This window comes from Desulfuromusa kysingii, assembly GCF_900107645.1.
GTDB lineage: Bacteria > Desulfobacterota > Desulfuromonadia > Desulfuromonadales > Geopsychrobacteraceae > Desulfuromusa > Desulfuromusa kysingii.
In genome coordinates this window covers 372,161-396,156 of sequence record NZ_FNQN01000002.1, presented here as the reverse complement: position 1 = coordinate 396,156, position 23,996 = coordinate 372,161, and the positions used below count along the sequence as shown (strand labels likewise).

At 46.4% G+C, this 23,996-nt stretch carries 20 protein-coding genes; 8 read left to right on the top strand and 12 right to left on the bottom strand.

Annotation, left to right across the window (positions count from 1 at the left end; translation table 11 throughout):
* The first annotated feature begins 1 nt into the window (after position 1).
* Positions 2–934, top strand: a complete 933-nt coding sequence (locus BLU87_RS04960; protein ID WP_092345301.1) for a radical SAM protein — start codon at positions 2–4, stop codon at positions 932–934.
* Positions 935–1,105: 171 nt separating this feature from the next.
* Complete coding sequence (gene sthA, locus BLU87_RS04955; RefSeq protein WP_092345299.1) at positions 1,106–2,509, top strand: Si-specific NAD(P)(+) transhydrogenase; 1,404 nt, start codon at positions 1,106–1,108, stop codon at positions 2,507–2,509.
* Between the two features lie 235 nt (positions 2,510–2,744).
* Here the strand turns inward: sthA and BLU87_RS04950 are convergent, their stop codons facing one another.
* The 10 genes from BLU87_RS04950 to BLU87_RS04905 all read right to left on the bottom strand — a co-directional run bounded on the left by BLU87_RS04950 (position 2,745) and on the right by BLU87_RS04905 (position 14,006).
* Positions 2,745–4,049, bottom strand: coding sequence for a (Fe-S)-binding protein (locus BLU87_RS04950; RefSeq protein WP_175498266.1), 1,305 nt, complete (start codon positions 4,047–4,049; stop codon positions 2,745–2,747).
* Position 4,050: 1 nt separating this feature from the next.
* Positions 4,051–5,445: an FAD-binding oxidoreductase gene (locus tag BLU87_RS04945; RefSeq protein WP_092345295.1), complete on the bottom strand. Its 1,395-nt coding sequence runs from the start codon at positions 5,443–5,445 to the stop codon at positions 4,051–4,053.
* 53 nt (positions 5,446–5,498) lie between these two features.
* On the bottom strand, positions 5,499–6,008 hold the full coding sequence (locus BLU87_RS04940; protein ID WP_092345293.1) for a universal stress protein: 510 nt from the start codon (positions 6,006–6,008) through the stop codon (positions 5,499–5,501).
* A gap of 21 nt (positions 6,009–6,029) precedes the next feature.
* Complete coding sequence (locus BLU87_RS04935; protein WP_092345291.1) at positions 6,030–7,370, bottom strand: TRAP transporter large permease; 1,341 nt, start codon at positions 7,368–7,370, stop codon at positions 6,030–6,032.
* A 28-nt stretch (positions 7,371–7,398) separates the two neighbouring features.
* Positions 7,399–7,896 (bottom strand): TRAP transporter small permease subunit, encoded by a 498-nt coding sequence (locus tag BLU87_RS04930; protein ID WP_092345289.1) that lies wholly within the window; start codon positions 7,894–7,896, stop codon positions 7,399–7,401.
* An 87-nt stretch (positions 7,897–7,983) separates the two neighbouring features.
* Entirely contained in the window at positions 7,984–9,141 is a 1,158-nt protein-coding gene (locus BLU87_RS04925) for a TRAP transporter substrate-binding protein (protein WP_092345287.1), read from the bottom strand.
* Positions 9,142–9,244: 103 nt separating this feature from the next.
* Positions 9,245–10,606 (bottom strand): sigma-54 interaction domain-containing protein, encoded by a 1,362-nt coding sequence (locus tag BLU87_RS04920; protein WP_217637436.1) that lies wholly within the window; start codon positions 10,604–10,606, stop codon positions 9,245–9,247.
* A gap of 65 nt (positions 10,607–10,671) precedes the next feature.
* A complete protein-coding gene (locus BLU87_RS04915; protein WP_092345285.1) occupies positions 10,672–11,430 on the bottom strand; it encodes a 3-hydroxybutyrate dehydrogenase in 759 nt (252 codons plus the stop codon).
* A 23-nt stretch (positions 11,431–11,453) separates the two neighbouring features.
* The gene (locus tag BLU87_RS17770) at positions 11,454–12,812 is read right to left on the bottom strand and encodes a 3-oxoacid CoA-transferase subunit B (RefSeq protein WP_092345283.1); all 1,359 of its coding nucleotides are present in this window, start codon (positions 12,810–12,812) and stop codon (positions 11,454–11,456) included.
* Positions 12,813–12,830: 18 nt separating this feature from the next.
* The gene (locus BLU87_RS04905; RefSeq protein WP_092345492.1) at positions 12,831–14,006 is read right to left on the bottom strand and encodes a thiolase family protein; all 1,176 of its coding nucleotides are present in this window, start codon (positions 14,004–14,006) and stop codon (positions 12,831–12,833) included.
* A gap of 325 nt (positions 14,007–14,331) precedes the next feature.
* Here BLU87_RS04905 and BLU87_RS04900 point away from each other — a divergent pair, with 325 nt between their 5' ends.
* The 3 genes from BLU87_RS04900 to trxC all read left to right on the top strand — a co-directional run bounded on the left by BLU87_RS04900 (position 14,332) and on the right by trxC (position 17,737).
* The gene (locus BLU87_RS04900) at positions 14,332–14,895 is read left to right on the top strand and encodes a lactate utilization protein (protein ID WP_092345281.1); all 564 of its coding nucleotides are present in this window, start codon (positions 14,332–14,334) and stop codon (positions 14,893–14,895) included.
* A 14-nt stretch (positions 14,896–14,909) separates the two neighbouring features.
* The gene (gene ldhH / locus BLU87_RS04895; RefSeq protein WP_092345279.1) at positions 14,910–17,078 is read left to right on the top strand and encodes an L-lactate dehydrogenase (quinone) large subunit LdhH; all 2,169 of its coding nucleotides are present in this window, start codon (positions 14,910–14,912) and stop codon (positions 17,076–17,078) included.
* 224 nt (positions 17,079–17,302) lie between these two features.
* Entirely contained in the window at positions 17,303–17,737 is a 435-nt protein-coding gene (trxC, locus tag BLU87_RS04890; protein ID WP_092345277.1) for a thioredoxin TrxC, read from the top strand.
* 142 nt (positions 17,738–17,879) lie between these two features.
* Here trxC and BLU87_RS04885 read toward each other — a convergent pair whose 3' ends face one another.
* Positions 17,880–19,265 carry a tetrathionate reductase family octaheme c-type cytochrome gene (locus BLU87_RS04885; RefSeq protein ID WP_092345490.1) on the bottom strand — a complete coding sequence of 462 codons (1,386 nt, stop codon included), beginning with the start codon at positions 19,263–19,265 and terminating at the stop codon, positions 17,880–17,882.
* A 466-nt stretch (positions 19,266–19,731) separates the two neighbouring features.
* The gene (trhA, locus tag BLU87_RS04880; RefSeq protein WP_092345275.1) at positions 19,732–20,385 is read right to left on the bottom strand and encodes a PAQR family membrane homeostasis protein TrhA; all 654 of its coding nucleotides are present in this window, start codon (positions 20,383–20,385) and stop codon (positions 19,732–19,734) included.
* A gap of 383 nt (positions 20,386–20,768) precedes the next feature.
* Between trhA and BLU87_RS04875 the strand changes: the two genes are divergently transcribed.
* The 3 genes from BLU87_RS04875 (at position 20,769) to BLU87_RS04865 (ending at position 23,720) form a co-directional block, all read left to right on the top strand.
* Positions 20,769–21,992: an MFS transporter gene (locus BLU87_RS04875; protein ID WP_092345273.1), complete on the top strand. Its 1,224-nt coding sequence runs from the start codon at positions 20,769–20,771 to the stop codon at positions 21,990–21,992.
* Between the two features lie 76 nt (positions 21,993–22,068).
* A complete protein-coding gene (locus tag BLU87_RS04870) occupies positions 22,069–23,070 on the top strand; it encodes an ExeA family protein (RefSeq protein ID WP_092345271.1) in 1,002 nt (333 codons plus the stop codon).
* Between the two features lie 14 nt (positions 23,071–23,084).
* A complete protein-coding gene (locus BLU87_RS04865; protein ID WP_092345269.1) occupies positions 23,085–23,720 on the top strand; it encodes a general secretion pathway protein GspB in 636 nt (211 codons plus the stop codon).
* Positions 23,721–23,996: the final 276 nt, after the last annotated feature.

Genomic DNA, 23,996 nt, shown 5'->3' with positions numbered 1-23,996 from the left:
TATGTATAAATATTTATTTGGCCCCGTCCCATCAAGGCGGCTGGGGATGTCTCTGGGGGTTGATTTAGTCCCTAAAAAAGTTTGTTCTCTTGATTGTGTTTATTGTGAGGTTGGTAAGACAACAAAGTTAACGCTTGAGAGACAAGAGTATGTTCCTTATGCCAAGATTGTCGCTGAGTTAAGCAATTATTTTGCGAATAATCCTGATCCTGATTATATCACCTTCTCTGGCTCAGGAGAGCCAACACTGAATAGTCGCATCGGTGATGTAATTGCGTTTATTAAACAGACCAAGCCCGGGATCCCTATAGCAGTTTTAACTAATGGAACCTTGCTTTACGATAAGCAGGTTCGGTTAGAGCTCAAGTCAGCTGATCTTGTCCTCCCTTCTTTGGATGCCGCAACGGTTGCTGTTTTTAATAAAATCAATCGCCCGCCTGAAACCCTGACATTAGAGCACCATCTACAGGGCTTGATCGCGTTTAGAAAAGAATTTAGCGGAAAAATCTGGTTGGAAGTTCTTATCCTCCCTGGCTACAATGACAGTGAACAAGAACTCCAGGAGTTAAGAAAAATAATCCAACAGATTAAGCCGGATTCGGTGCAAATTAATACTCTCGATCGTCCGGGGACAGAAACCGACCTTCATGGTGCGACAAAGGCTGAATTGCGCAGAGTTCTTGATCTTTTACAACTGGATAATGCCGAGATTATTGCTGCCGCGCCACAACGAAAAAATATAAAATCCTATCGCCGTGATGCCGAAACAGCCATTTTAGAAACCATTGCCAGAAGACCCTGTACTCTAGATGATCTGGTGCAGATTCTGGGCATGCATCGAAGTGAAATTAATAAATATCTTGATGTTTTAGATGCTGAAGGGAAAGTTCAGGCTGTTGCGCAAGCCAGAGGCTTTTTTTATAAAAAAAGTTAGAACTTCAAAGATTTAACCCCGCAACGGCGCTCGTTGTCTTCAAGGGGAAAGAAAGTGTGATAGGATTGTCAGGAATCTATATGAATCAATCGGGGTGAAGAGGGCCTGACCACGGATTGTGAGTGTTGATAACCTATTATTTTTCAGGAAACACAGAGCAGAGAGATCAAAATGGATACATTAAAAACACACTTTGACACCCTTGTTATTGGCAGTGGACCCGGTGGGGAAGGGGCTTCAATCCAACTTGCTAAGGCGGGCAAATCTGTCGCCGTTGTTGAAAAAAGTTATCAAGTCGGGGGAGGTTGCACCCACTTCGGTACCATTCCAAGCAAAGCTTTTATCGAAATTGTCCGGCAAACAACCGAAATCAGAACGAGTCATTTCCTTGACCGGGGTCGTCATCTTCTCAAGGTGACATCTGCGGACCTGCTTACTGGTGTGAATGGTGTGATTGATCGTCAAGTTCGTGAACGTGAAGGGTTCTACGAGCGTAATGGCGTTGAGATTATTGAGGGGCACGCCCGCTTTGTTGATCCACATAGCGTCGAAATTATGGACCAATCGGGCACTCCACGTCTTTATACTGCAGATCACTTTGTGATTGCGACAGGATCACACCCCTATCGTCCTGATGATATCGACTTCAACAACCCACGAGTTGTCGATAGCGACACCATTCTGCAGATGAGTGAACTGCCAGCGACGATAACGGTCTATGGTGCTGGTGTTATTGGCTGTGAATATGCTTCAGCGTTTAAAGATATCGGTGTCAGGGTCAATCTGGTGAACACCCGCAAGCGCCTGCTTGAATTTCTGGACGAAGAAATCAGCAATGCCCTGAGTTATCACATGCGTGATGAAAAGGGGATTCTGGTGCGTCAGAATGAAGAGTATGAGCGGGTCGAGGTCAAGGATGATGAAGTTATTCTGCATCTGAAGACCGGTAAGGTGATCAAGTCTGAAATGTTACTGTGGGCGAATGGTCGCAGTGGTAACTCCTCGGGAATGGGTCTTGAAGAGATTGGAATTGAGACCGATCATCGTGGCAATATTGATGTTAATGAAACCTATCAGACAGTTATCCCCCACATCTATGCGGTCGGCGATATTGTTGGATTCCCGAATCTTGCGAGTGCAGCTTATGACCAAGGTCGCTTTGCCGGGACTCATATCGCTGAAGGTTGTTGTGAAGAGCGTTTGGTGAGTGATATCCCGACCGGAATCTATACGTCCCCGGAAATCAGTTGCCTTGGTCGGACCGAACAGGAGTTGACCGAGCAGAGCGTTCCCTATGAGGTAGGACACTCATTTTTCCGACACTTGGCTCGTGGCCAGATTACCACTCATACTGTCGGGATGTTAAAGCTGCTGTTTCATCGGGAGACTCTGGAAATTCTTGGAATCCATTGTTTTGGCCATAATGCGGCTGAGATTCTCCATATCGGCCAGGCAATTATGTCCCAACCGAAGCCATACAATAACGTTAAATATTTTATTAACACGACCTTTAACTATCCCACTATGGCTGAGGCCTATCGTGTTGCAGCTTTGAACGGCTACAACCGTCTGTAGTCTGAAAACTAGCTGAGTCGGCGTTGTTTGCAGATGCCGCTCCCGCGACTCTCGACTATGAATGGGGTGATTTTTTCGTACAGAGCTGAAGCTGAGTGGTGTCCTTTTGGTTGGATCATAAATTGATCATGATTTATGGTGCGGGAATCTTTGTTCTATATCTAATGAAAAGCTCCAACTCAGAAATGAGCTGGAGCTTTTATCCTTATATTCTTGTTGTGGTTTTCTAATAAATTTAATGGTCCGGTGTGGCTTCACCTAGAAGCTCAATCAGGTGCAGAACCGGTTGTGGCATATCCGCTTCACGCAGTCCCCAGGCTAATTGTAAATGACAGCCCGGATTGGCGGTTATCAGATAATCAGCTTTTGTCTCGGCAACATGGTGGAGCTTACGATCGAGAATTTTCTGACTGGCCTCTGTAAACTTTAAACTGAAGGTTGCTGCTGAGCCACAGCACCAACTGGCTTCCTTCATCTCGCGAAACTCGACACCGGGAATGGCCCGAATGAGATCTCGCGGTTGCTTGCTGACTCCCTGAGCATGGCAGAGGTGGCATGGTTCATGATAAGTGACCACCTTGTTGACTGGTATAAGATTCTCCGCGCGGACACCGACCTCGACAAGAAATTCACTGATGTCTTTTATCTTACTATGAAACTGTTGTAATCGTGTGTGATCTTCACGTTCGGCCAGAAGTTCCTCATACTCTTTTAATGCTGCACCACAACCGGCGCAGTCAGTAACAATAGCGTCGACATCCAAATCCATAAACAAGTCCAAGTTATGTTGGGCCAGTTGTCGAGTGGTTTCCCGATCTCCTTCGGTCATATGTGGAGCGCCACAGCATTTCTGCGCTTTAGGGGTAATGATATCAAACCCTTGATGGTTGAGAACTTTGATGGTTTGACGAGATACTTCGGCATACATCAAGGTCATGACACAGCCTAGAAAGAAACCAACTGTGCCACGTTTTTCTCCTGTGGCGGGGCTGAATTGTGGAATATTCTGGCGCAGGGGTTGATGAAGCTCCGGCATCATCCCCTCTGCTTTGTCAATCCATTTGGGCCCTAGTTTCAGCAGTTTACTGTAGCGCACCAGCCATTGAATCCCCAATTGTTGGTACAGCCGTGCCGGGAGCATTGATGTCTCCATTAAATCCGGGTTTGGCAACATTTTTGTTAGGACAAAATTACGGAAACCTGTCTGCCATTTGGGTAAAGGGTGCTGTTGACTGACTTGGGCACGGCACATCTCCATGAGACTTCCTGCTTGTACCCCTGATGGACAGGCTGTCGTGCACGCGCGGCAATCAAGGCAGAAGAAGGCCTCCTCTTTCATCGCTTGATTAAATTCCATTTTGCCTTCGCCGACAGCACGAGCTAATGCTACACGACCACGAGGACTGGAACGCTCTCTTCCCGTCAGAGAAAATGTCGGACAAGTAGGTAGACAGAATCCGCAACGCATACATTGTAGAATATCTTCATATTTGGGCGCATCTTGGTGGGTGAAATTGCCAAATTTCTCCTGCTCTATCATTTCAGAACTCCTGGTCATCAAAAAATATTTTGCCAGGATTGAGGATTCCATCCGGGTCAAAGGCTGTTTTGATCCGCTTCATAACCGCCACTCCACCGGAACCCACTTGGCGAGCCAGATATTCTCTTTTAGCAATACCAATGCCATGTTCTCCTGAAACTGTGCCGCCCCACTCCAGGACTTTTGTGTAGAGGTCATCAAAAAATGCGTGTGCCCGTTTCATCTGATCAGTGTCACGTTCGTCACAAAGAACTGTTGGATGCAAGTTCCCATCCCCAGCGTGACCAAATGTACCAACGATAAGATTGTATTTTGCAGCTAAATGTTCAATTTCAGCAAATGTCTGAGCCATGTAGGAACGGGGAACGGTGGCGTCCTCCATAAGGGTTGAAGGGGAGACCCGGGCCATTGCAGAAAGAGCCATACGGCGTGCTGTGGCGAGTCCTAACGCCTCTTCTTTATTGGCGGCAATATGGATTTCTGTAGCTTTGACTTGTTTGAGAACTTTTTGTACACCGGCACTTTCTTCAGCGACAACAGCTGGATGGCCATCAACCTCAATCAATAACAGTGCTGCTATTTCACGAGGTAAGCCAATCTTGACATAATCTTCGACACAGTTGATGGTCGTTTTGTCCATAATTTCCATGGTTGAGGGGATGATTTTTGCAGCGATGATCTCGGATACAGCCTTGCCCGCAGTTTCAATATTGTCAAAATAAGCCAACATGGTCTGATTCGTCTGCGGTGGAGGGATAAGTCGCAATGTAATCTCGGTGATGATTGCAAGAGTCCCTTCACTGCTGATCAATAAATCTTTGAAGGAGTAGCCGGCAACATCTTTAACACTTTTTCCGCCGGTGGTAATGGTGCTGCCATCTGGCAAGACACATTTCAGCGCCATGACGTAATCCCCTGTGACTCCATATTTAAGACAGCGCAAGCCACCCGCATCTTCCATAACGTTGCCACCGATGGTAGAAATTTTCTGGGAGGCTGGGTCTGGGGGATAAAAGAGACCTTTTGCTAAGACGGCGTTGGCTAGGTCCAAAGTAATTACGCCTGCCTGAGCGGTTACCGTGAGGTTTTCCTCGTCGATCTCTAGAATGTTATTCATTCGGTTCAAACAGAGAACCATCCCCCCTTTAACCGGAATGCTGCCACCGGATAAACCACTCCCACTGCCACGAGGAGTTACTGGAAATCCTTGTTTGCGGGCTATCTGTAATGCTGCTTGAACCTTTTCAGTGCTTGTGGGATATACAACAATGTCGGGACGGTGATGTAATCCCGGGGTCGCATCATATCCCAAGACCAGTAAATCTTCGGGAGTAGAGATGACATTATCTTTACCCAGTTCGTTTATAAGTTCTTGAATAACTGCCTTTGAAATCATATTAGCCTTCTATGTCATGTTGCAATGAGGACAAGGAAACGGTTTAAATTTAATCAGAAACCCTCTTCGTGAAAGCCGTCAGGGATACGAACGACTAAGACCGGTGTCGTGGCACTATGTAACACTTTACGTGTCGTTGCGCCCAAGATTGCGTCTCCAATAGCGGTGTGTCGATGTGAACCCATGATAATGATGTCAGGATTGATTTCCTCCGCGACTTTCAGTATGGCTTGAGCTGGCATGCCATCTTCGATTCGAATGTCTACAAGACGTTGGGCAGAGTCCTGATCATTTTCACATTCTTTGGTGCACAGCTGGTTGATGCGTTCCCGAAGCTTGTCTCTCGAGCTTTGTTGAGCTGCATGATGAATCTGTTCCCTTTGTTCTGGGGGGACGTATTGCGCGACAATGTTCTGGACCATCTCAGACAAAGTTTCCAGTACTGAGACCGCGATGATCTTGGCATCATGTTGTTTCGCCATCATCAAGGCATAACGAAAAACATGTGGAGCCCCAGCACCCATTCCAGTGGCATACAGAATCGTCTTAACTTTAGGAAGCATAATTTGTTTCCTTTCCGGCCGTTAACGACCAAAGAACAGATCGGGAAGATAGGTAATAATTTGCGGAAAAAATATCATCGTCGCCAAGGCAACAATCTGAATCATAACAAAAGGAAGAATTCCCCGATAAACATCTCCCATACTATATTCTGGTGGGGCCACACCTTTAAAGTAGAAAAGTGAATAACCAAACGGAGGAGTCAAGAATGATGTCTGTAGGTTGATACAAATCATCATGGCAAACCAGAGTGGGTTGAACTCAAGATCCATTGCTATCGGAGTAAAAATTGGCACAACAACGAGCAAAATGGCAGCCCAGTCAATGAACATTCCCATGAAGAAAACTACTGCCATCATAATGGCGAAAACAACATAGGGGTTAACGTCCATTCCCAATAAAACATCTGCGACAACATCGCCACCACCCATGCTTAGGAAGACAACAGAGAAAAATTTTCCTCCAATGAACAGTGCCATAATCATGGCGGTGGTTCGCGCCGTTGAAACGCAAGCTTGAGTGATAACGTTCCAGTTTAATTTTCGGGTTACAAGAGCCAGCAGCAGCGCTCCGACACAGCCAAGAGCGGCAGCTTCGGTTGGGGTGGCGATTCCCGCTAAGATTGTTCCCATGACGGTGAGAATTAAGCCGAAAGGAGGAACAAAGTTTTTCATGGTCATGGAAAACTTTTGCATACCACTAGCAGTGCGGTCTGCAGCCGGAATAGGAGGACCGAGTTTGGGGTTCAAATAGCAACGTATCCCAACATAAAGCAGGTACATCCCGGAAAGCAGTAATCCCGGTAAGATAGCTGCCGCAAAAAGATTACCGACAGATGTTTCCTTTTGTCCGGTCAATCCACCATAGACAACGAGCATGATGGATGGGGGAATCAGAATTCCCAAAGTACCCGATGAGCAGATAATCCCGGCAGAGAGGGCTTTGTCGTATCCACGTCGTAATAGTGCTGGGCCGGCCATTAATCCCATGGCGACGACTGATGCTCCAACAATTCCAGTTGTGGCGGCAAAGACTGTTGAAACAACGATAACAGCCATCCCCAGACCACCGCGCAGGCCACCAAGTACGGTATACAGGGCATCAAAAAGGCCTTCAGAGACCTTGGAGCGATCAAGGATCTGCGCCATAAAAATAAATAGTGGAATAGCGACCAAGGTGTAGTTGAGAAATATTCCCCAGGCGTTGTTGGCAAATAGACCCAGTAAGGCTGGAAGGTTAAAGCCGTTATCAACTAAACCATAGAAAGTTGCAACTGCAGCAAGAGTTATTGCTAGGGGATGACCCATGGCGATGGAAGCCATCAGGGTCAAGAACATAAGTATGGTTAAGACTTCTACGCTCATTGGTATTTTTCTCCAGACTCAAGCAAATTTAGTCAGACTTTTTTAAGGAACGAATATCCTGGGTCAGTTTGGCGACACCTTGTAGGAAGAAGAGGATAAACCCTATCGCCATGAGTGTTTTCAGCGGATATATTGCTGGGGCCCAGGAGCTTGAAGCATGCTCCCATTGCTGCCATGAGTTAACCGCCATGACGCACATATAAAATGTTAAGAGACCAATCGTCGGGATAAACAGCACGATGTTGGTCGTTATCCGTAAGAGGAGACGTGATTTAGGGGCTAATCGTGACTCAAAAACATCGATAGCAACATGGGTATTGTGTTTGTGGGCGTAAGCAAGAGCGAAGCTGAAATGTATCCCATAAAGAAAAACTGTCAATTCAAAAGCCCAGGACGTTGGAGAATTAAAGCCGTAACGCATTATAACTTCCCACGCCACCACGAGAATCAGGGGCAATACCAGATACGACGAATAAAAGCCAACCTTTTCGTTGAGGGTATCAATTGTACTATCAAACATAGGCATAGGAACCTCTTAATCCGAAATAAATTGTTGAATTGTCACATAATGCTGTGGAGACCTGTAGATCTCCACAGCATTGCAGTTCTAAAATTACTGTTTATGTTTTCCACCAGCAAAATCAGCATAAGGCCATGGGGCGATGCCACCACGCTCTTCACGCCAGTCTGCAAAATCAGCTTTGAACTGGTCTTGAGAATCCATAACTTTTTTAACATCAGGATATTTTGCTTTTAACCCTTCTAAATATTCATGGGAGGCTTTGGCAAAAGCAGTGATTGATGCTTCATCCATACGCACAAATTCAACTTTTTCTTTGAACAGTTTGACGGCTTTAGCATTGAGATCCTCTGCCCAGGCATTTGACCATAATTGTGTCTCTTTTGCGGCAATATCAAGGATCCATTTCAAGTCATCAGGGAGTTTGTTGTAAGAGTCCTGGTTGATGAAGAATGCACTTTGACATGATGGCTGATGGACACCAGGTTGGATTACGTACTTGGTGATGTCATCAAAACCCATTGGATAGTTCATTGCTGGGGTACTGAATTCGGCAGCATCAATGACACCACGTTCAAGAGCCAGATAAACTTCACCTCCAGGAAGTGGGGTAACACTGGCACCCAAGTTGGTCAGGATGTCCATATACCAGCCTGCAGTTCTAACACGCATCCCTTTGAAATCTTCGATTTTTGACGCTTTTTTATTGGAAAATAAACCTAGCTCCTGACCAACGTTGCCACCAGGAAGTGCGAATAAATTGTAGCGTCCGTACATTTCTTGCATCATTTCCAGCCCGCCACGTTCAAACAGCCAGATGTTATAACCTTCAGCATCCAATCCCATTGGAACAGAAGCGAATGCAACAAAAGCTTCATTCTTGCCTTTCCAGTAGCCCGGCCAATCATGACCGATATCAGCTTGACCTTTGCTGACAGCGTCAAAGCTTTCCATTGCGCCTACAAGCTCACCAGCGGAAAAAAGTTTAATGTCGAGGCGACCGCCTGAAGCCAGTTTGACCGAATCAGCAAAATGTTGGGCTACATCATAAAACAACAGACCTTTAGACCATGGCATCACCATTTTCCACTTAAACTTTTCACTAGAAGTCTTAATGGTTCGCAACTCTTTTTTGACTTCACCATGTCTTTTGTCGGCGCCGAACTTTTCTCGTTTTGCTGCAAAGGCGTTTGGTGCCAAAGCCAAAGTTAGAATTAAAATTAAGCCGATGAATAATTTAATTTTTTTCATTTTTCCTCCTTGATCAACGTGGTTAAAGGTTGCTAGATGGCTTGTCCACTAGCGGTATAAACTCAGGTACCAATGTCTCAGTGCCGTTCAATGGCAACACCATTTACTCCGGCAGATGGGGTGAAATGTCGTTATTTGTTTCTGTTTGATCCAAAAGGGTATCGTTTATTGCTTTTAATTTTCTTGCGGTGGTCGCTTGACTGATGCCCAGTGCTGCAGCAATTCTGCGTGTGGTCTTATATTTTTTCTGTGCTTGTAACAGAATTTCTTTCTCTTGCTCTGCCAGCATCTCTTTCAGACCAATGTCCTTCGGGATAATGTTTTCGATTCCGGGAATCTGTACTTTTTCCCAACTGATAAAATCTCCTAGAGTCGTAACAATGCTGCGCTCAACAACATTCTCGAGCTCGCGGATATTCCCTTTCCAGGGCATGCTGACCATCTGGTTGATCAGGTTTTCAGAGAGTTTTTTATAACTGTTATATTTACGATTATATTTTTCTGTAAAGTGCTGAATCAGAGTAGGAATGTCTTCTCTACGCTCTCTCAGCGGTGGAATCGCGATGGGGACAACATTCAAGCGATAGTAAAGGTCTTCCCGGAATTGTCCTTCACTAACGAGTGTTACCAGATCCTTATTGGTTGCAGCGATCAGACGAATATCGGTTCTTTGTGCTTCTCGGCCACCGACTCGGTAAAATTCCTTATCCTGAATGACGCCAAGAAGTTTCGATTGTAAATGTAGGGGCAGTTCTGATATCTCATCGAGAAAAACCGTGCCCCCTTTAGCTATTTCCAGTAAACCAGCCTTTCCTTTATTATCAGCACCGGTGAATGCACCTCCTTCATAGCCAAATAGCTCCGATTCGATTAATGATTCCGGTATCGCTGCACAATTAATCTTCATCAAAACTTTTTGTTTGCGCTCGCTGGAGCGATGGATAGTTTTGGCAAGAAGGCTTTTTCCGACTCCTGACTCCCCTGTAAGAAGAATTGTTGAATCTGTTTCAGCAACTCGCAGGGCTAAATCGATGACCGATGACATCTTTTCACTGCAGGTTATGAAATCATCATCGCTTAAAATCTGGCTTCTTGCTGTATCAGCGTCGATCTGGTGGTTATAGTGAACAACGGTTAGATCCCAGATTGTGTTGATGATATATTCGATCTTTCCTTGATGGTTGAATATCGGGCGCCCTTTTACCAGGAATTTACGATTGGTACTGGTCGAATAGGTTGCGGTCACCGGACATTTACGTTCCAGCACTAACAGGCTGGCGGATCCTGAAAAATAGTTGTCTTCACCGACCAAATCACGCAGATTTCGACCTGTCAGTTCCGCATTACTAAAACCTGACATTTCTTCGAAGGTTTTGTTGACACCAATGGTCACACCCTTACCATCAACGACATAAATGCCGTTGTAGAGGTTGTCAAAAACTATTTCTAGAAGTTTTTTATCCATAAGATCCAGTACTTTAAAATGTTCCCCAGCTCTCTTGCCAAAAGTCAGGAGAGCTAAGGATGGTTTTAGCTGGCAGACCAGCCACAATCGATTGTCAAGGCAGTGCCAGTCATGCAACGTGCCGAGTCAGAGCAGAGATACACAACCGCATCTCCTAATTCTGAAGGTTCAACCATCTGTTTTATCGCTTGTTTTTTAAGCATGACTTTTTCAAGAACTTCCTCGCGGCTAATTCCATGCGTTTTGGCTTGATCTGCGATTTGACCGTCAACCAAAGGGGTCCGCACATATCCTGGACAGATACTGTTCACTGTAATTCCAAGTGGAGCTCCTTCCAGAGCCGCTGTTTTGGTGAGACCCATCATCCCGTGTTTTGCAGAGACATAGGCTGATTTGAATTCTGAGGCGCGGAGGCCATGGACAGAATTCAGGTTGATAATTCGCCCCCAGCCGTTTTGTTTCATCGATGGCCAGAAGTACTTACTGAGTAAGAAGGGAGCAGTTAGCATCAAGTTGATGATGAATTCCCATTTTTCTTCTGGAAATTCCTCAATGGGAGCAACATGCTGAATTCCTGCATTGTTCACCAGAATATCACAGCGCCCGAATTCTTTTAGTACCGCATCAGCCAAGCCCCGACACCCCTGCCTGGTACTTAGATCGGCATTGATAAACATGCCATCTATATGTTCAGCTTCACGGTTTCCTGCTTCTTGATTGACGTCAGCCAGAACGACTTTGTTACCATTGGCTGCTAAGGCTTTAGCGACAGCTAGACCGATACCACTTGCCGCACCTGTGACGACCGCAATACGTTTCGACATAGTGATTCTCCTTCATTGGTTGATTATTTAAGATCGTCAGTAACATTGAACGGACACCCTGTTTTTTCTTTAACCATCTCCAGAGTTGAACCTGGGGCCAACTCGGTCAAAGTTAGCCCTTTTTCTGCGTCAACTTTGAAAACAGCAAGGTCTGTGACAACCATATCGACAACATTCTTGCCGGTTAGTGGCAGGGTGCATTGCTCCATTAATTTAGAGGTTCCATCTTTAGCGCAGTGATCCATCATGATGATGATTTTCTTCACTCCGGAGACCAGATCCATTGCTCCCCCTGGACCCTTAACCATCGATCCGGGAATCATCCAGTTGGCCAGATCTCCGAATTGGGATACTTGCATGGCACCAAGAACTGACAAATCGATGTGACCACCACGGACCATAGCAAAAGATTCTGAGCTATCGAAAAATGCGGCACCCGGTAACCAGGTGATAGTCTGTTTTCCGGCATTAATTAAATCGGCATCGATACTGTCTTCATCAGGGAAAGGACCAACACCAAGTAAGCCGTTTTCGGCGTGCAGGGTGACGGTGATCTCTTCTGGAATATAGTTTGCGACCAGGGTCGGCATGCCGATCCCAAGGTTGGCATACATCCCATTTTTAAATTCTTTGCTGATCCGTTTGGCTTGCCACTCACGGGCTGGCGTGAATCCTTTGAGGGTTAATTTGCCGGCGATCGTCCGTTGTTCGATGGGTTTCTCAAAGTTTTCGCAGACCACAATCCGGTCGACATAGTTGCCCGGAATGTGGATCTGATGTGGATCAAGTTCACCGATTTCAACGATTTCTTCGACTTCGACAACGGTTATGCGTCCTGCTTTTGCGCATGCAGCATTGAAGTTGTTGGCAGTGAAGCGGAAGATCAGATTGCCTGCTTTGTCTGCTTTCCAGGCCTTAACAAGGGCAAGATCAGTCGTGATGCTCTCTTCAAGGACATATTCCTGATCATTAAAGGTCTGGGTTGGTTTGTTTTCTGCCAGCAGCGTACCGAATCCTGTGCGGGTAAAAAAAGCCGGGATGCCAGCACCACCAGCGCGCAACTTCTCTGCTAAAGTTCCCTGCGGAGTGAGTTCCAGTTCCAGTTCACCATTCAAAAATTGTTTTTCGAAGATGGCGTTTTCGCCGACGTAGGAAGAAATCATCTTTTTAATCTGTTTGGTCTGTAGCAGCAGTCCCAGTCCGAACTCATCTACACCGGCATTATTGCTGACTGCGGTAAGACCTTTGGCGCCACTGTCACGCAATGCAATAATGAGATTTTCTGGAAGGCCACAAAGACCAAAGCCACCTGCTGCAATAGTCATATTGTCGGTTGTCAGTCCTTCCAGTGCTTTGGCAGGGTCGGTAAAAATCGGTTTCATCATTTTCTCCTGTGTGATTTAAACAAGCTCAAAGATGGCAGCAACAGCTTCACCACCGCCAATACAGAGGGTTGCTAACCCATATTTTACGTTACGTACCTTCATCTCACGTAATAAAGTGGCTACTAAGCGGCCGCCGCTGGCTCCAATCGGGTGACCGATGGACACTGCTCCTCCATTGACGTTGACCTTTTCAGGGTCGAGACCAAGCTCTTTTATTGCAACTAGAGGGACAGACGAAAATGCTTCATTGATTTCAAATAGTCCGATATCACTGATCTGCAATCCGGCTTTCGCACAACATTTTCGTATCGCATCAACAGGAGCCTCAGCGAAGAGCTCAGGATGGAGACTGTTGGTGCTGCTGGCAACGATTCTGGCAATCGGGGTGAGGTGATGTTTTTTAACTGCTTCTTCACTAGCGAGTAGAGCGAGACCGGCTCCATCGTTGATAGATGAAGCATTGCCTGCTGTGATGGTGCCGTTTTTACGAAAGGCTGGACGTAGACCGGGCAGCTTGTCAATGTTGCCGCGCAGGGGCTCTTCATCCTCGCTGACAATGATTTCACCTTTGCGGGTTTTGATTCTGACAGGAACTAATTCGTCTGCGAATGTACCATTCTTGATCGCTTTCTGTGACAGTTGGTAGGAGTGGATCGCGTAATTGTCCTGATCTTCCCGTGTCAGGCCGTGATTCTCGACCCAGTCTTCAGTGATGTCTCCCATATGCCTTTGAGAATAGGGATCCAGGAGACCGTCCTGAATAATCAAGTCGATCATTTCACCATTTCCAAGTCGCTGGCCAAATCGTGTTTTATGCGTGGCATAGGGAGCTTGGGACATGTTTTCCATTCCTCCAGCTATGGCAATCTGGGTATCTCCCAGACGAATAGAATCGGCGGCAAGCATGATGGCTTTGAGTCCGCTACCACAAACTTTATTGATTGTCATGGCATGCGTACTGTCAGGCAGTCCTGCCTTGCGCATTGCTTGCCGAGCTGGGGCTTGAGACGATCCCCCCTGGAGGACTTGGCCGATAATGACCTCATCCACCTCTTCCTTTGGTATGGAATTGCGCTGGATGAGTTCACTGATAACTTGAGCAGCAAAATCAGGCGCAGAGATGTCGGTAAAGGCGCCACCGAAAGAACCAAAAGGGGTGCGAAGTGCAGAAACAATAAAAGCGTTTTTCATCATAAGAGGCTCCTGTTGTGAGAAATTATACTATCAACTAATAGCAAGGACCGTTCCATATTATAAAAACGTTCTATAATCGGTGTATTGGTATGTTATCCTTATTTGTTGTTTTGATGCAAATGTGAATCAATAAAGAAAAATATAAGGATAACAGCAAGGAAATAAACAATAATCGTTCGATCCATAAATGAATCGGATGATTCATTTATGGATACAGCGTTCCTTGTCTTTGTTCAAAGTAGAATTGTTTTATGAATTGACATATAAAATATGTCTATGTAGGGTAAATGGTCATACCAGTTGATTGGAAATTGGAGGTGCGATGTTGCCCACTCAGCTTGTAAGTCAATTCACTCAGGCTGCTATAAATTCTGGAGCAGAGGTCATTGCGGTTAAGTCTATTGGCGATGCTGCTGAATATATTGCTACGCAAATAACAGGTGTATTGCTGGTCCCACCGTTTTTGACGGCTGGGCGTTTTAAATTGAAATCAGCGTTGAAAAAAACTGGAATCTCCATTGAGGTGGACAATTTTCGTACGGCTGCTATTCAGGCGGAGGCCGGAATTACGGGTGTCAACTTTGCTATTGCAGATACTGGAACTTTGGTTCTGGAGAGTACTCATGAGGATGTCCGGTTGGCAACAACGTTACCGCCAAAACAGTTTGCTCTTCTTGACCCAGAAAAAATAGTTGCTGATGGCTTGCAGGCCGTGAAGCCATTACGGCAGTTACACCAACGGAATCCTCGCAATTATATTGCCTACGTTACCGGACCGAGTCGTACCGCCGATATCGAAAGAGTATTAACGATTGGCGCGCATGGACCGAAACAGTTGTTCATTTTGCTGGTGCCGGGCTTCTCCAACGATTATTTGGAAATGTGAGGAGGCAGACAACGATGTCTAAGCAGCGCAGTAAAGATTATCGTGAGCGGATTGACACCGCATTGGCAACACCTAAATTGCAGGATGCTTTGCACCAATTTGGGGATGCATTTTTGCTTGCTCGGGAAAAAGCATTCACCGGACATGATTTTGAAGCATTGCGTGGCAATATTGCTACGCTGAAATCGAAAGTGCGTCAAAACCATGCGCAGTTGCTGCAACAGTTTATCGCGAATGCTGAAGCTGCCGGTAGCATCATCTATCAGGCGAAGACAGCTGCAGATGCCAACCGTTATATCATTGAGTTAGCAAAACAGAAAAATGCCACGTTGGCTGTTAAAAGCAAAAGTATGGTCAGTGAGGAAACCCACCTGAGCGTCGCATTGGAACAGGCTGGGACCCAGGCATTGGAAACCGATTTGGGTGAGTGGATTGTCCAGCTTGCAGGACAGCGCCCCAGTCACATGGTGATGCCGGCGATCCATATGTTCAAGGAAGAGGTTGCCGAACTGTTTAGCAAGGAGACTGGAGAACAGGAACCTGCTGAGATTGAGCATCTGGTCGAAGTCGCCCGCAACCAATTACGGCAGAGTTATCTGGATGCCGAAATCGGTATTACCGGGGCGAATATCGCTATCGCTGAGACCGGTGGGATCGCTCTGGTGACCAATGAGGGGAATGCCCGGTTGGTTTCAACGTTGCCAAAGGTTCATGTCGTTTTGGTGGGGATTGAGAAGCTCGTCGCCACCTTGGAAGATGCCGCTGCGATTATTCAGATTCTCCCTAAAAATGCCACAGGGCAATTACTGACCTCCTATGTGACCTGGATTCGCGGTGCGGTTCCCTGTGATGGCGAAGAGAAAGAGTTGCACATTGTTCTCCTGGATAATGGTCGGAGTTCATTGACAGAGTCTCCCCAATGCCGTGATGCTCTTAACTGTATCCGTTGCGGAGCTTGCGCCAATGTTTGTCCGGTCTATCAGACAGTTGGTGGGCATGTTTTCGGCCATGTTTATATTGGCGCGATTGGTATCATCCTCACCGCTTTTTATCATGGCTTGGATAACGCGGCAGAATTGGTCAAGGCTTGTATTGGTTGCCGTTCTTGTGTTGCTGTCTGTCCCAGCCAGATTGATCTGGAAGAGATTATCCTCCATCTGCGTGAAACTGTCGGTGATGAAGAGGGGATCGGTGCCGGTAAGTCACTGGTTTTTCGCAAAGTGATGCAGAATCGTAAGCTTTTCCACTCTTTGATCAAAGCTGCCAGTTTGTTGCAAAAGCCTGTGACTAAGGGGGAAAAAACAATTCGTCATCTCCCTTTATTCTTTTCCCCGTTGACAGAATGGCGAACTCTCCCTGCAATTGCAGACAAAGCCTTGCGGGATTCTTTCAACCAGAAACCACAACATGTTGATAAACCGCGTTATCGGGTGGCTTTGTTTGGGGGGTGTGCCAATGATTTTCTTTACCCTGAGCTTGGTCTTGATCTGATCGAGGTTATGAATGCTCTGGACGTCGAGGTCTTTTATCCACAGCAACAAAATTGTTGTGGTATTCCGGCGATCTATTCCGGTGATAAACAAACGGCTGTAGAACTGGCAAAGCAGAATATTGAGGCGATGCTGGAGGATCATCCTGATTATGTCCTCACCACCTGTCCCACCTGTGCTATGGCTTTGAAGCACAACTTTGTTGAGGCTCTGAAAGATAATCCGGCCTGGGCCGAGCGGGCAGAACGGCTGTCGCATATCACCGTAGATGCCGCCAGTTTTGCCTTGAATCAGTTAGATGGAGCAGCAAAATTTGCTGGCTTAGCTACAGATGAAAAAATCACCTACCATGATTCTTGCCATTTGAAACGTGGCGTTGGCGTCTGGGAAGAGCCACGAACGTTGATCAAGGATGCCGGCTATCAGTTGGTGGAGATGAATCATGCTGATCGCTGCTGTGGCTTTGGTGGCTCTTATTCGTTGACAAGTCATCCTGATATCTCTAAAAAAATCCTTCAGGATAAGGTAGCCGATATCCAGGCATCAGGTGCCACTTGCGTCGCAATGGATTGCCCTGGCTGTATGATGCAGATTCGTGGTGGGCTAGAAAAGGCCGGAGTCCCTGTCCGAGCTCAGCACACTATTGAACTTCTGGCTGAGGCACTGAAAAAGAGGTTGGATTTTAAAAAATAGATTTCCACGTGCGACTCTCTCTCCACGTGACTTGCCCCGTCAGGATTTTTTCCTTGGCGGGGATTTTTTATGCGTGACGAACAAGTCGTGATAGAATTTATGCCTACAGTTAAAGATCTCGTTTGCATGACAATGGATAAATTGTTGCTAACCGTGTGTTATTGGAAAAGCCAAGAATATTGGGGTAAAATCCCAAGTTCTGAAGTCATAAACAGAAAGGATCGATTATGAGTTCTTTACATGTTGTTTGTCCCCACTGTTCAGCTGTGAACCGTATCCCTGCAGAGCGTCTGGCTGCTGAACCTAAGTGTGGGAAGTGTAGCCGGCAACTCTTCACGGGTAAACCCGTTGACCTTTCGCAGTCCACTTTTCAGAAGCATTTGCAGAAAAATGAAATTCCTCTTTTGATCGATTTTTGGGCGCCTTGGTGTGGCCCATGCAAAATGATGGGACCAGCCTTTGCGGATGCGGCACTACAGTTAGAGCCTCGGTTGCGGTTGGGCAAGGTGAACACCGAAGTGGAACAAAATCTTGGTGCGCAGCTGCAGATCCGCTCGATCCCGACGATGGTTCTGTTCCTGAACGGGGTGGAAAAAGCACGTCAGTCTGGTGCGATGACCAGCGCTGGGATCATCCAATGGGTGCAGAGTCAATTGTAACTGGAGCTATTTTTTTGCGTCGGAAAGCAAACCGGCAGCAAAAGAGTTACCCCGAGGTTCTGAGGTTTCTTTTGCTGCCGGTCATTATGCCGAGGGAAAATTATAAATAGTTCTCCCCCTGTTACGTATTACTGATCGTTGCTTAGTTTCTCGAATACTTCGGGTTTTTAAGCGGATCACCTTTATAGCCGAGAGCTTTCCAGTCGAGACGGCCATTGCTGCTGTGACAATCCAGGCAGCCGAGGGCTTGATCTTTTGGCGCGACCATGTGGTTAATCCGCCAGTACATTTTGGTCGGGGCGAAGCCATACTCACCGCTGTAATCAAGACCACTCGCCTTCATCCCTGAAATAGATGCTTTTTCCCAGTCAAAGGTTTTCCAGTAGGCGTTTTTGTCACCTTTTCCGCCGAAGACTTGTGGCGTGATCAGGTACATATTTTTAGTATCGTAGATTTGTTTCCCTGTGTGCACTTTGAAGGGGTAAATTTTGGCGGTTTTATCTTTGATATTACCAAGAGGGTAATTCAGCAGTGTCACCTCATCGGGGTTGAGCTTATCTCCCAATTGGTAGGCTCCAGCAGAACCATTATACCAAGTGTATTCAGGGATGATATTTTTTCCCCAGGTGAAGGTCCCTTTTTTCTTGGCATAGGTGGGTTTGCCGTAGGCATCTTTTTCACCTTTGATGTCTTGCCCGGCGGTTGACCAATCCCATGATGTTTTGGTTGGCACTTCCTTGGCGAACGCAGGGATATGACAGGTCTGGCAGGCAACAGTGTTTGCGTGCATGTCAAGAACCCACTCGCCGTGAACATCATCGCCATGACATCCAATACAACCGATGTGTTGCTCACCTTTTGGAGTCACGACCATCGCGTGTCCGAGAATATTGTGATCTTCCGTTTCATGGCAGCTGGCGCAGGTGAAGTCATTGCCGTCGGCGTCCATGTGTACGTCAATGTTTGCGCTTGGATAATCAAGGCTGGAATCGAGATCGCCATGTTTGACGGCGTCACCACCGCCACCGAAGAAATGGCAGCTACCGCAAGATTGACGTGAACTCTCACCGACATTACGAGCGACGTAAGTCAGATCAACTTCTTCAGCAGGGAATCCGGCAGCAGTTGGTGCTTTTTTGTAAGTGCCTGTGGTGTCGTGGCAGACCAGGCAGTCGACGTTACCTTCATTGCTGAAGTCAAAATTACCGTCTTTCCAACCGTAACCGATGTGACAGCTTGTACAGCGGGGTTCATTGGAGCGGACCGCAACACAGAAATTGTTGATAGAATCAGCTTTGCCGCGTTTGACCTTTTTGCCGTCGATAACCTGCTCGACATCCCAGGTCCAATGGCTTGTGTGCATGATTTGTGTGGCTGCATCTGCATGACATTTAAGGCAGACTTTTGTGGCTTCGGGACCACTGTTGATCGGTCCTTTAATGAAAGCATGATCTGTCGCTCCGGCGAGTGATGCCCAGAGCAGCAGGACCGTACCAACAATAAAGGCGCTCATTTTTCCTGTCTTCATCATGTGTTCTCCCTCTGATCTTGTTAATAAAAAGGCAATTGAACAATTCAAGTGCCAGAAATAATGGTTTGATCGTGCTGTTGATATGGGGATAGGTTGTCTTAAGTTGAAAGTACTGTGAAACATGTGGATATTAAATAAACATGATCTCCATGTCCAATCTGTATTACCGATGGGGTATGTGATTGTGATCCAAAAAGTGAATCGATGGTGGTCAAGTCAAAAGCAGACGGGCGGTGGGTGGGGCTCTCCCTTAAAACGAGTCTTGGTGATTTGAGGATAGCGCCAGTAACACAATGATTAAAAACTTGGTTTTACGATTCTGGGATTTGCAACGGACTAGGCGATTCCGGTTGATGGATGAGTGACGGATGAGGTCAATGATTTTTTCCCCTCGGTACAGGTTCCTGCATATACAGAAACCTGCCGAGGTTTTGTTTTAAAGCCGTTGCAACTTTGTCGATCATCAACTGGGGATTACGTAGAATAAGATCGCAAAAAAATGGAGACAGCTGCCTGCCATGACAAACAGGTGCCAGATCGCATGGCTGTACGGGAGTTTTTTCCATGTATAAAAAACAACACCAACGCTATAAGTCAGTCCTCCGAGGAGCAATAATACCAAGCCGCCTCTGTCAAGCACCGCAAGCATTGGTTTCAGGGCGATAACAACAATCCAGCTCATAGATAGGTAGAGGCCAAGAGATATCCCTGGTCGCCTGCCGAAGGAGGTTGACTTCAGGATTATCCCTAACAGGGCAATTCCCCAGATGGCACCGAATAGAGACCATCCCCACGGACCACGTAAGTTGACCAGCGTAAACGGGGTGTAGGTTCCGGCGATCAACAAGTAGATTGCCGAATGGTCAATCTGGCGGAGGATTCCCTTGATGTTTGCCACAGGAATGCTGTGATAGAGAGTTGATGCAACATACAAGAGAATCAAGGTTGCGCCGAAAATGCTGCAACTGGTGATGTGCCAAGCATTTCCACGGAGGCTGGCAAAACCAACCAAAACGGCTAATCCACCAATTGAAAGTAGGGCCCCAATGCCGTGAGTCACACTGTTGGCGATCTCTTCACCAACCGTATAGTGAGATGTGTCTGTCCATTCAGCCATAAATAACGCTCCTGCTGGATTTAGCTATGATTTAATTGATGTTGTTGATTATGTCATGAACGTAGCGGTAGTGGGTGGTGAGGGCTCTAGTTTTACGAAACTATTACTTTGATTTCTTGATCTTAATAAAGATAACAAAAAAAGTTATATTTTGTTGTTGACAAAGATGACACGATTGGTTATAAATGAATCATCAACAAATTGTTGTGGCAGGCAAGGAGTTGATACCTTAAATAAATATCTTTCGAGAAACCTCTCAAAATGTTGCCCCGCGATCCCCCTCCTGGTCGCGGGGCTTTTTTTGTCCTGTAAGATTATCCTTTCCCGATGTATACTTAACTTCACTTTGTTTCAACCCGCTGGTTTGGGAAAAGTAATGACATATGAATACCGCAACTCGTAATTATTATGCTTTTCTTTGGCACGCAACATTTTTTGCTCTCACCGCCACTTTTACGGAAATCAATACCGTGTTGCCCTCACTGGTTGTCAAGGTTGGTGGGGGGACAGTTCAAATCGGTTTTTTAACTGCGATTATGGTTGGAACACCCATTGTCGGTCAGCTCTTTTTTGCCAGTTACTTGCATTTGCAACCGCGCAAGCGATTTTTTTTACTGCTAGGTGTCGGTTTGCGGATAGCGGCATTGGCGAGCGTTGCTCTGGTGTTGCTAGCTGCCGAATCGTTCGTGCCCACGACCTTGATCAGTCTGGTTTTTCTCCTGATGTTTATCTTCTCTCTTTCCGGAACATTTTCGGGTGTTTCATATACCGATATCCTGGGTAAGTCATTAGCTGTCGAGCAACGTAGTCGTTTTTTTGTCAATCGTCAGATTTTTACCAGTGTGGCCTTTTTGATCTCTGCACCTCTGTCCCGCTGGGTCTTGGGGTATTTTGTCTACCCGCTCAATTATGTGTGGATGTTTGGCCTTGCTGCTGGATTGTTGTTTATTGCCTTTTGGGGGTTCTGGGCCATTGATGAACCAGAGGTCCAACCATCGCGCGAAGCACACTCTTTTTTGCAGGTATTGCGGGCGATCCCACGGCATTTGCGTGCGAGCCCGTCTTTGCGAAAGTATATTTTTCTCGTTAATATGTCTGGATTCGGCTTGACTCTGATGCCTTTTTACGTCGCGTATGCCAGCAAACACTACGGGTTAACGGGTGAACAAATCGGTAACTATCTGATGGTGCAGATTGTTGGTATGATTCTGTCTAATCTGGTCTGGGGAAAAGCGATTAAAAAGTTTGGTTTTCGTGGAGTTGTGCGGGGGTGTATTGGTTGTGGGACCGTGTTGCCTCTGCTGGTGCTGATCCTGTCGGGAAAACCCCTGCCATTATTTCTGACGGTATTTTTTCTGATGGGCGTTGCGATATCTGCCAGGAAAATTGCTTTTGAGGGGCTCCTCATTGAAATTACTACCAATACAAATCGAGCCCTGTATAAAGGGATCGTCGGTGCGACCAGCTTGACCACTGCACTGTTTCCACTGGTCGCAGGTGCTTTAATCCTGTGGGTTGGCTACCCCCCGGTATTTTTGTTCGTTGCAATCCTGGTTGCGAGTGCCTGGTTTACAGTGACCGGAATTGTCCCTGAACCTCAGGTTTAAGCTGACCTGTTTCGTTGTTTATGTTATATCGACCCATATATGAACCTGACATCTTATCTGAAGATATAGACAATTTATGTATAAAGACTACTTTGGTCTCAAAGAAGATCCATTCTCTATAGCTCCCGATCCTCAATTTCTTTATATGAGTGCTCGCCATCGTGAAGCCCTGGCGCATTTGATCTATGGGATGAAGTCAGATAGCGGTTTTGTGTTATTAACTGGTGAAGTGGGGACTGGGAAAACGACCGTTTGTCGGTGTTTGCTGGGACAGGTCCCGGAAAATTCAGAAATAGCTTTTATTCTTAATCCTAAGCTAAGTGTGGTCGAGTTGTTGGCGACCATTTGTGATGAGTTGGCAATTGTTTATCCCCAGGAAAATTCGAGCGTTAAGGTGTTTATCGACCTGATTAATCGTTATCTTCTTGATGCGCACAGTCAGGAAAAACAGACTGTTCTGATTATTGATGAGGCCCAGAATTTAAGTGTCGATGTGCTGGAACAGATTCGCTTGTTGACTAATTTGGAAACAGACAAGCGTAAACTCTTGCAAGTCATCATGCTTGGACAACCGGAACTCAACCACATGCTGGAACGCCAGGAGCTGCGACAATTGGCCCAGCGGGTCACAGCACGTTATCATCTGGAACCCCTATCAAAAAATGAGATAGGTGCTTATCTGAATCACCGTTTGGCAATCGCCGGGGTCGAACGCCCCCTTTTCCCCGCAGCGACAGTTGCTAAACTTTACAAGCTGACCGGTGGAGTGCCGCGATTGATAAATCTTCTCTGTGATCGTGGCTTACTTGGTGCTTACGTCAGGAGCGTCAATATTGTCAGTCCGGCCCTCCTTACCGAGGCGGCCAATGAAGTGTTTGGGCCAAAAAGAGGGAAGAAGTCAGCGGGCGATAACTTCTGGCAGTGGTTTTGGGTTGCTGTGTTGAGTGCGCTCCTGGTCGTGGGAATCTATTTTCTGTTTGTACTGGTCCGACAACCTTCCCCGGAAAATAGCATCGAGAAGCAGAATGTTGTCGTGCCAATTAACCCTGTAGAAACTGAAGTCGAGAAGCAGAACTGATGGAGTAGGGCCGAATGTCGTTTATTCTTGAGGCGATCAAAAAGTCAGAAAACAAACGCAGAGGGAAAAGTGCGAACCAATCATCGCCTTCCATCCACGAGCTGACGTCACAAAATACAGTGAGATCCCGTTTCTGGTTTTTGGGCATAGTGATTGTTTTATCGCTTAATATTGTGTTGCTGGTCTGGTTTTTTAATCCCTGGAAACCGTTGACACCGACAACCGCAGAACCTTTAATTGTTGCTCCCGGTCAGCAACAAGAGATGCTTCAAGAATCAGCTTCTGTTCAGATGAGCCCTGCGATTCCCCAAAGAAATTCCACTGCCGTTGCGGTTGCACCGCCAAGTCCCGCTCATGAGAGCCAAGACTCCCCAACAGTGACTGGTCTTCATGTCCCGCGGAGTGAAAAGCAGATTTATCGTTTTAACCAACTACCACTATCCATTCAACAGCAGATACCGGAGTTGCACATGTCGTTACATGCGTTTAATCGCGATGATGCAACCGCGAGCATGGTTCAATTGAACGATCGAATGATGCGAGAAAAGGATATGGTCTCTGCTGATATCAGTATCGAGCAGATAACCTCTGCTGGTGTGGTCTTGCAATATGATGGGTATCGGTTTTTGTTACCAAAACGGGGGAATTAAGTTCGTTGGTTGTTGCCCCCGACATCTCTTCGGGGTTAAGGCAGGTTTCATTTGCAACGGTCGCTGCCATGATTTTTAATCTCGCTTCGGTTTCCTATTACATGAAAAAAATGGGATCAATCACCTTAAGGTACAAGAAGACACGGATTTCGTTTTTGCCCTCTCCTTTGCCCATCGTTGAGATTGGCCGCTATTGACCCCCATTTGTCATTTTAAAATTCCATAAGTTTTTATCACTAGAAGGGGCGATCCGAGACGGTTTTTTACTTGCCCGGA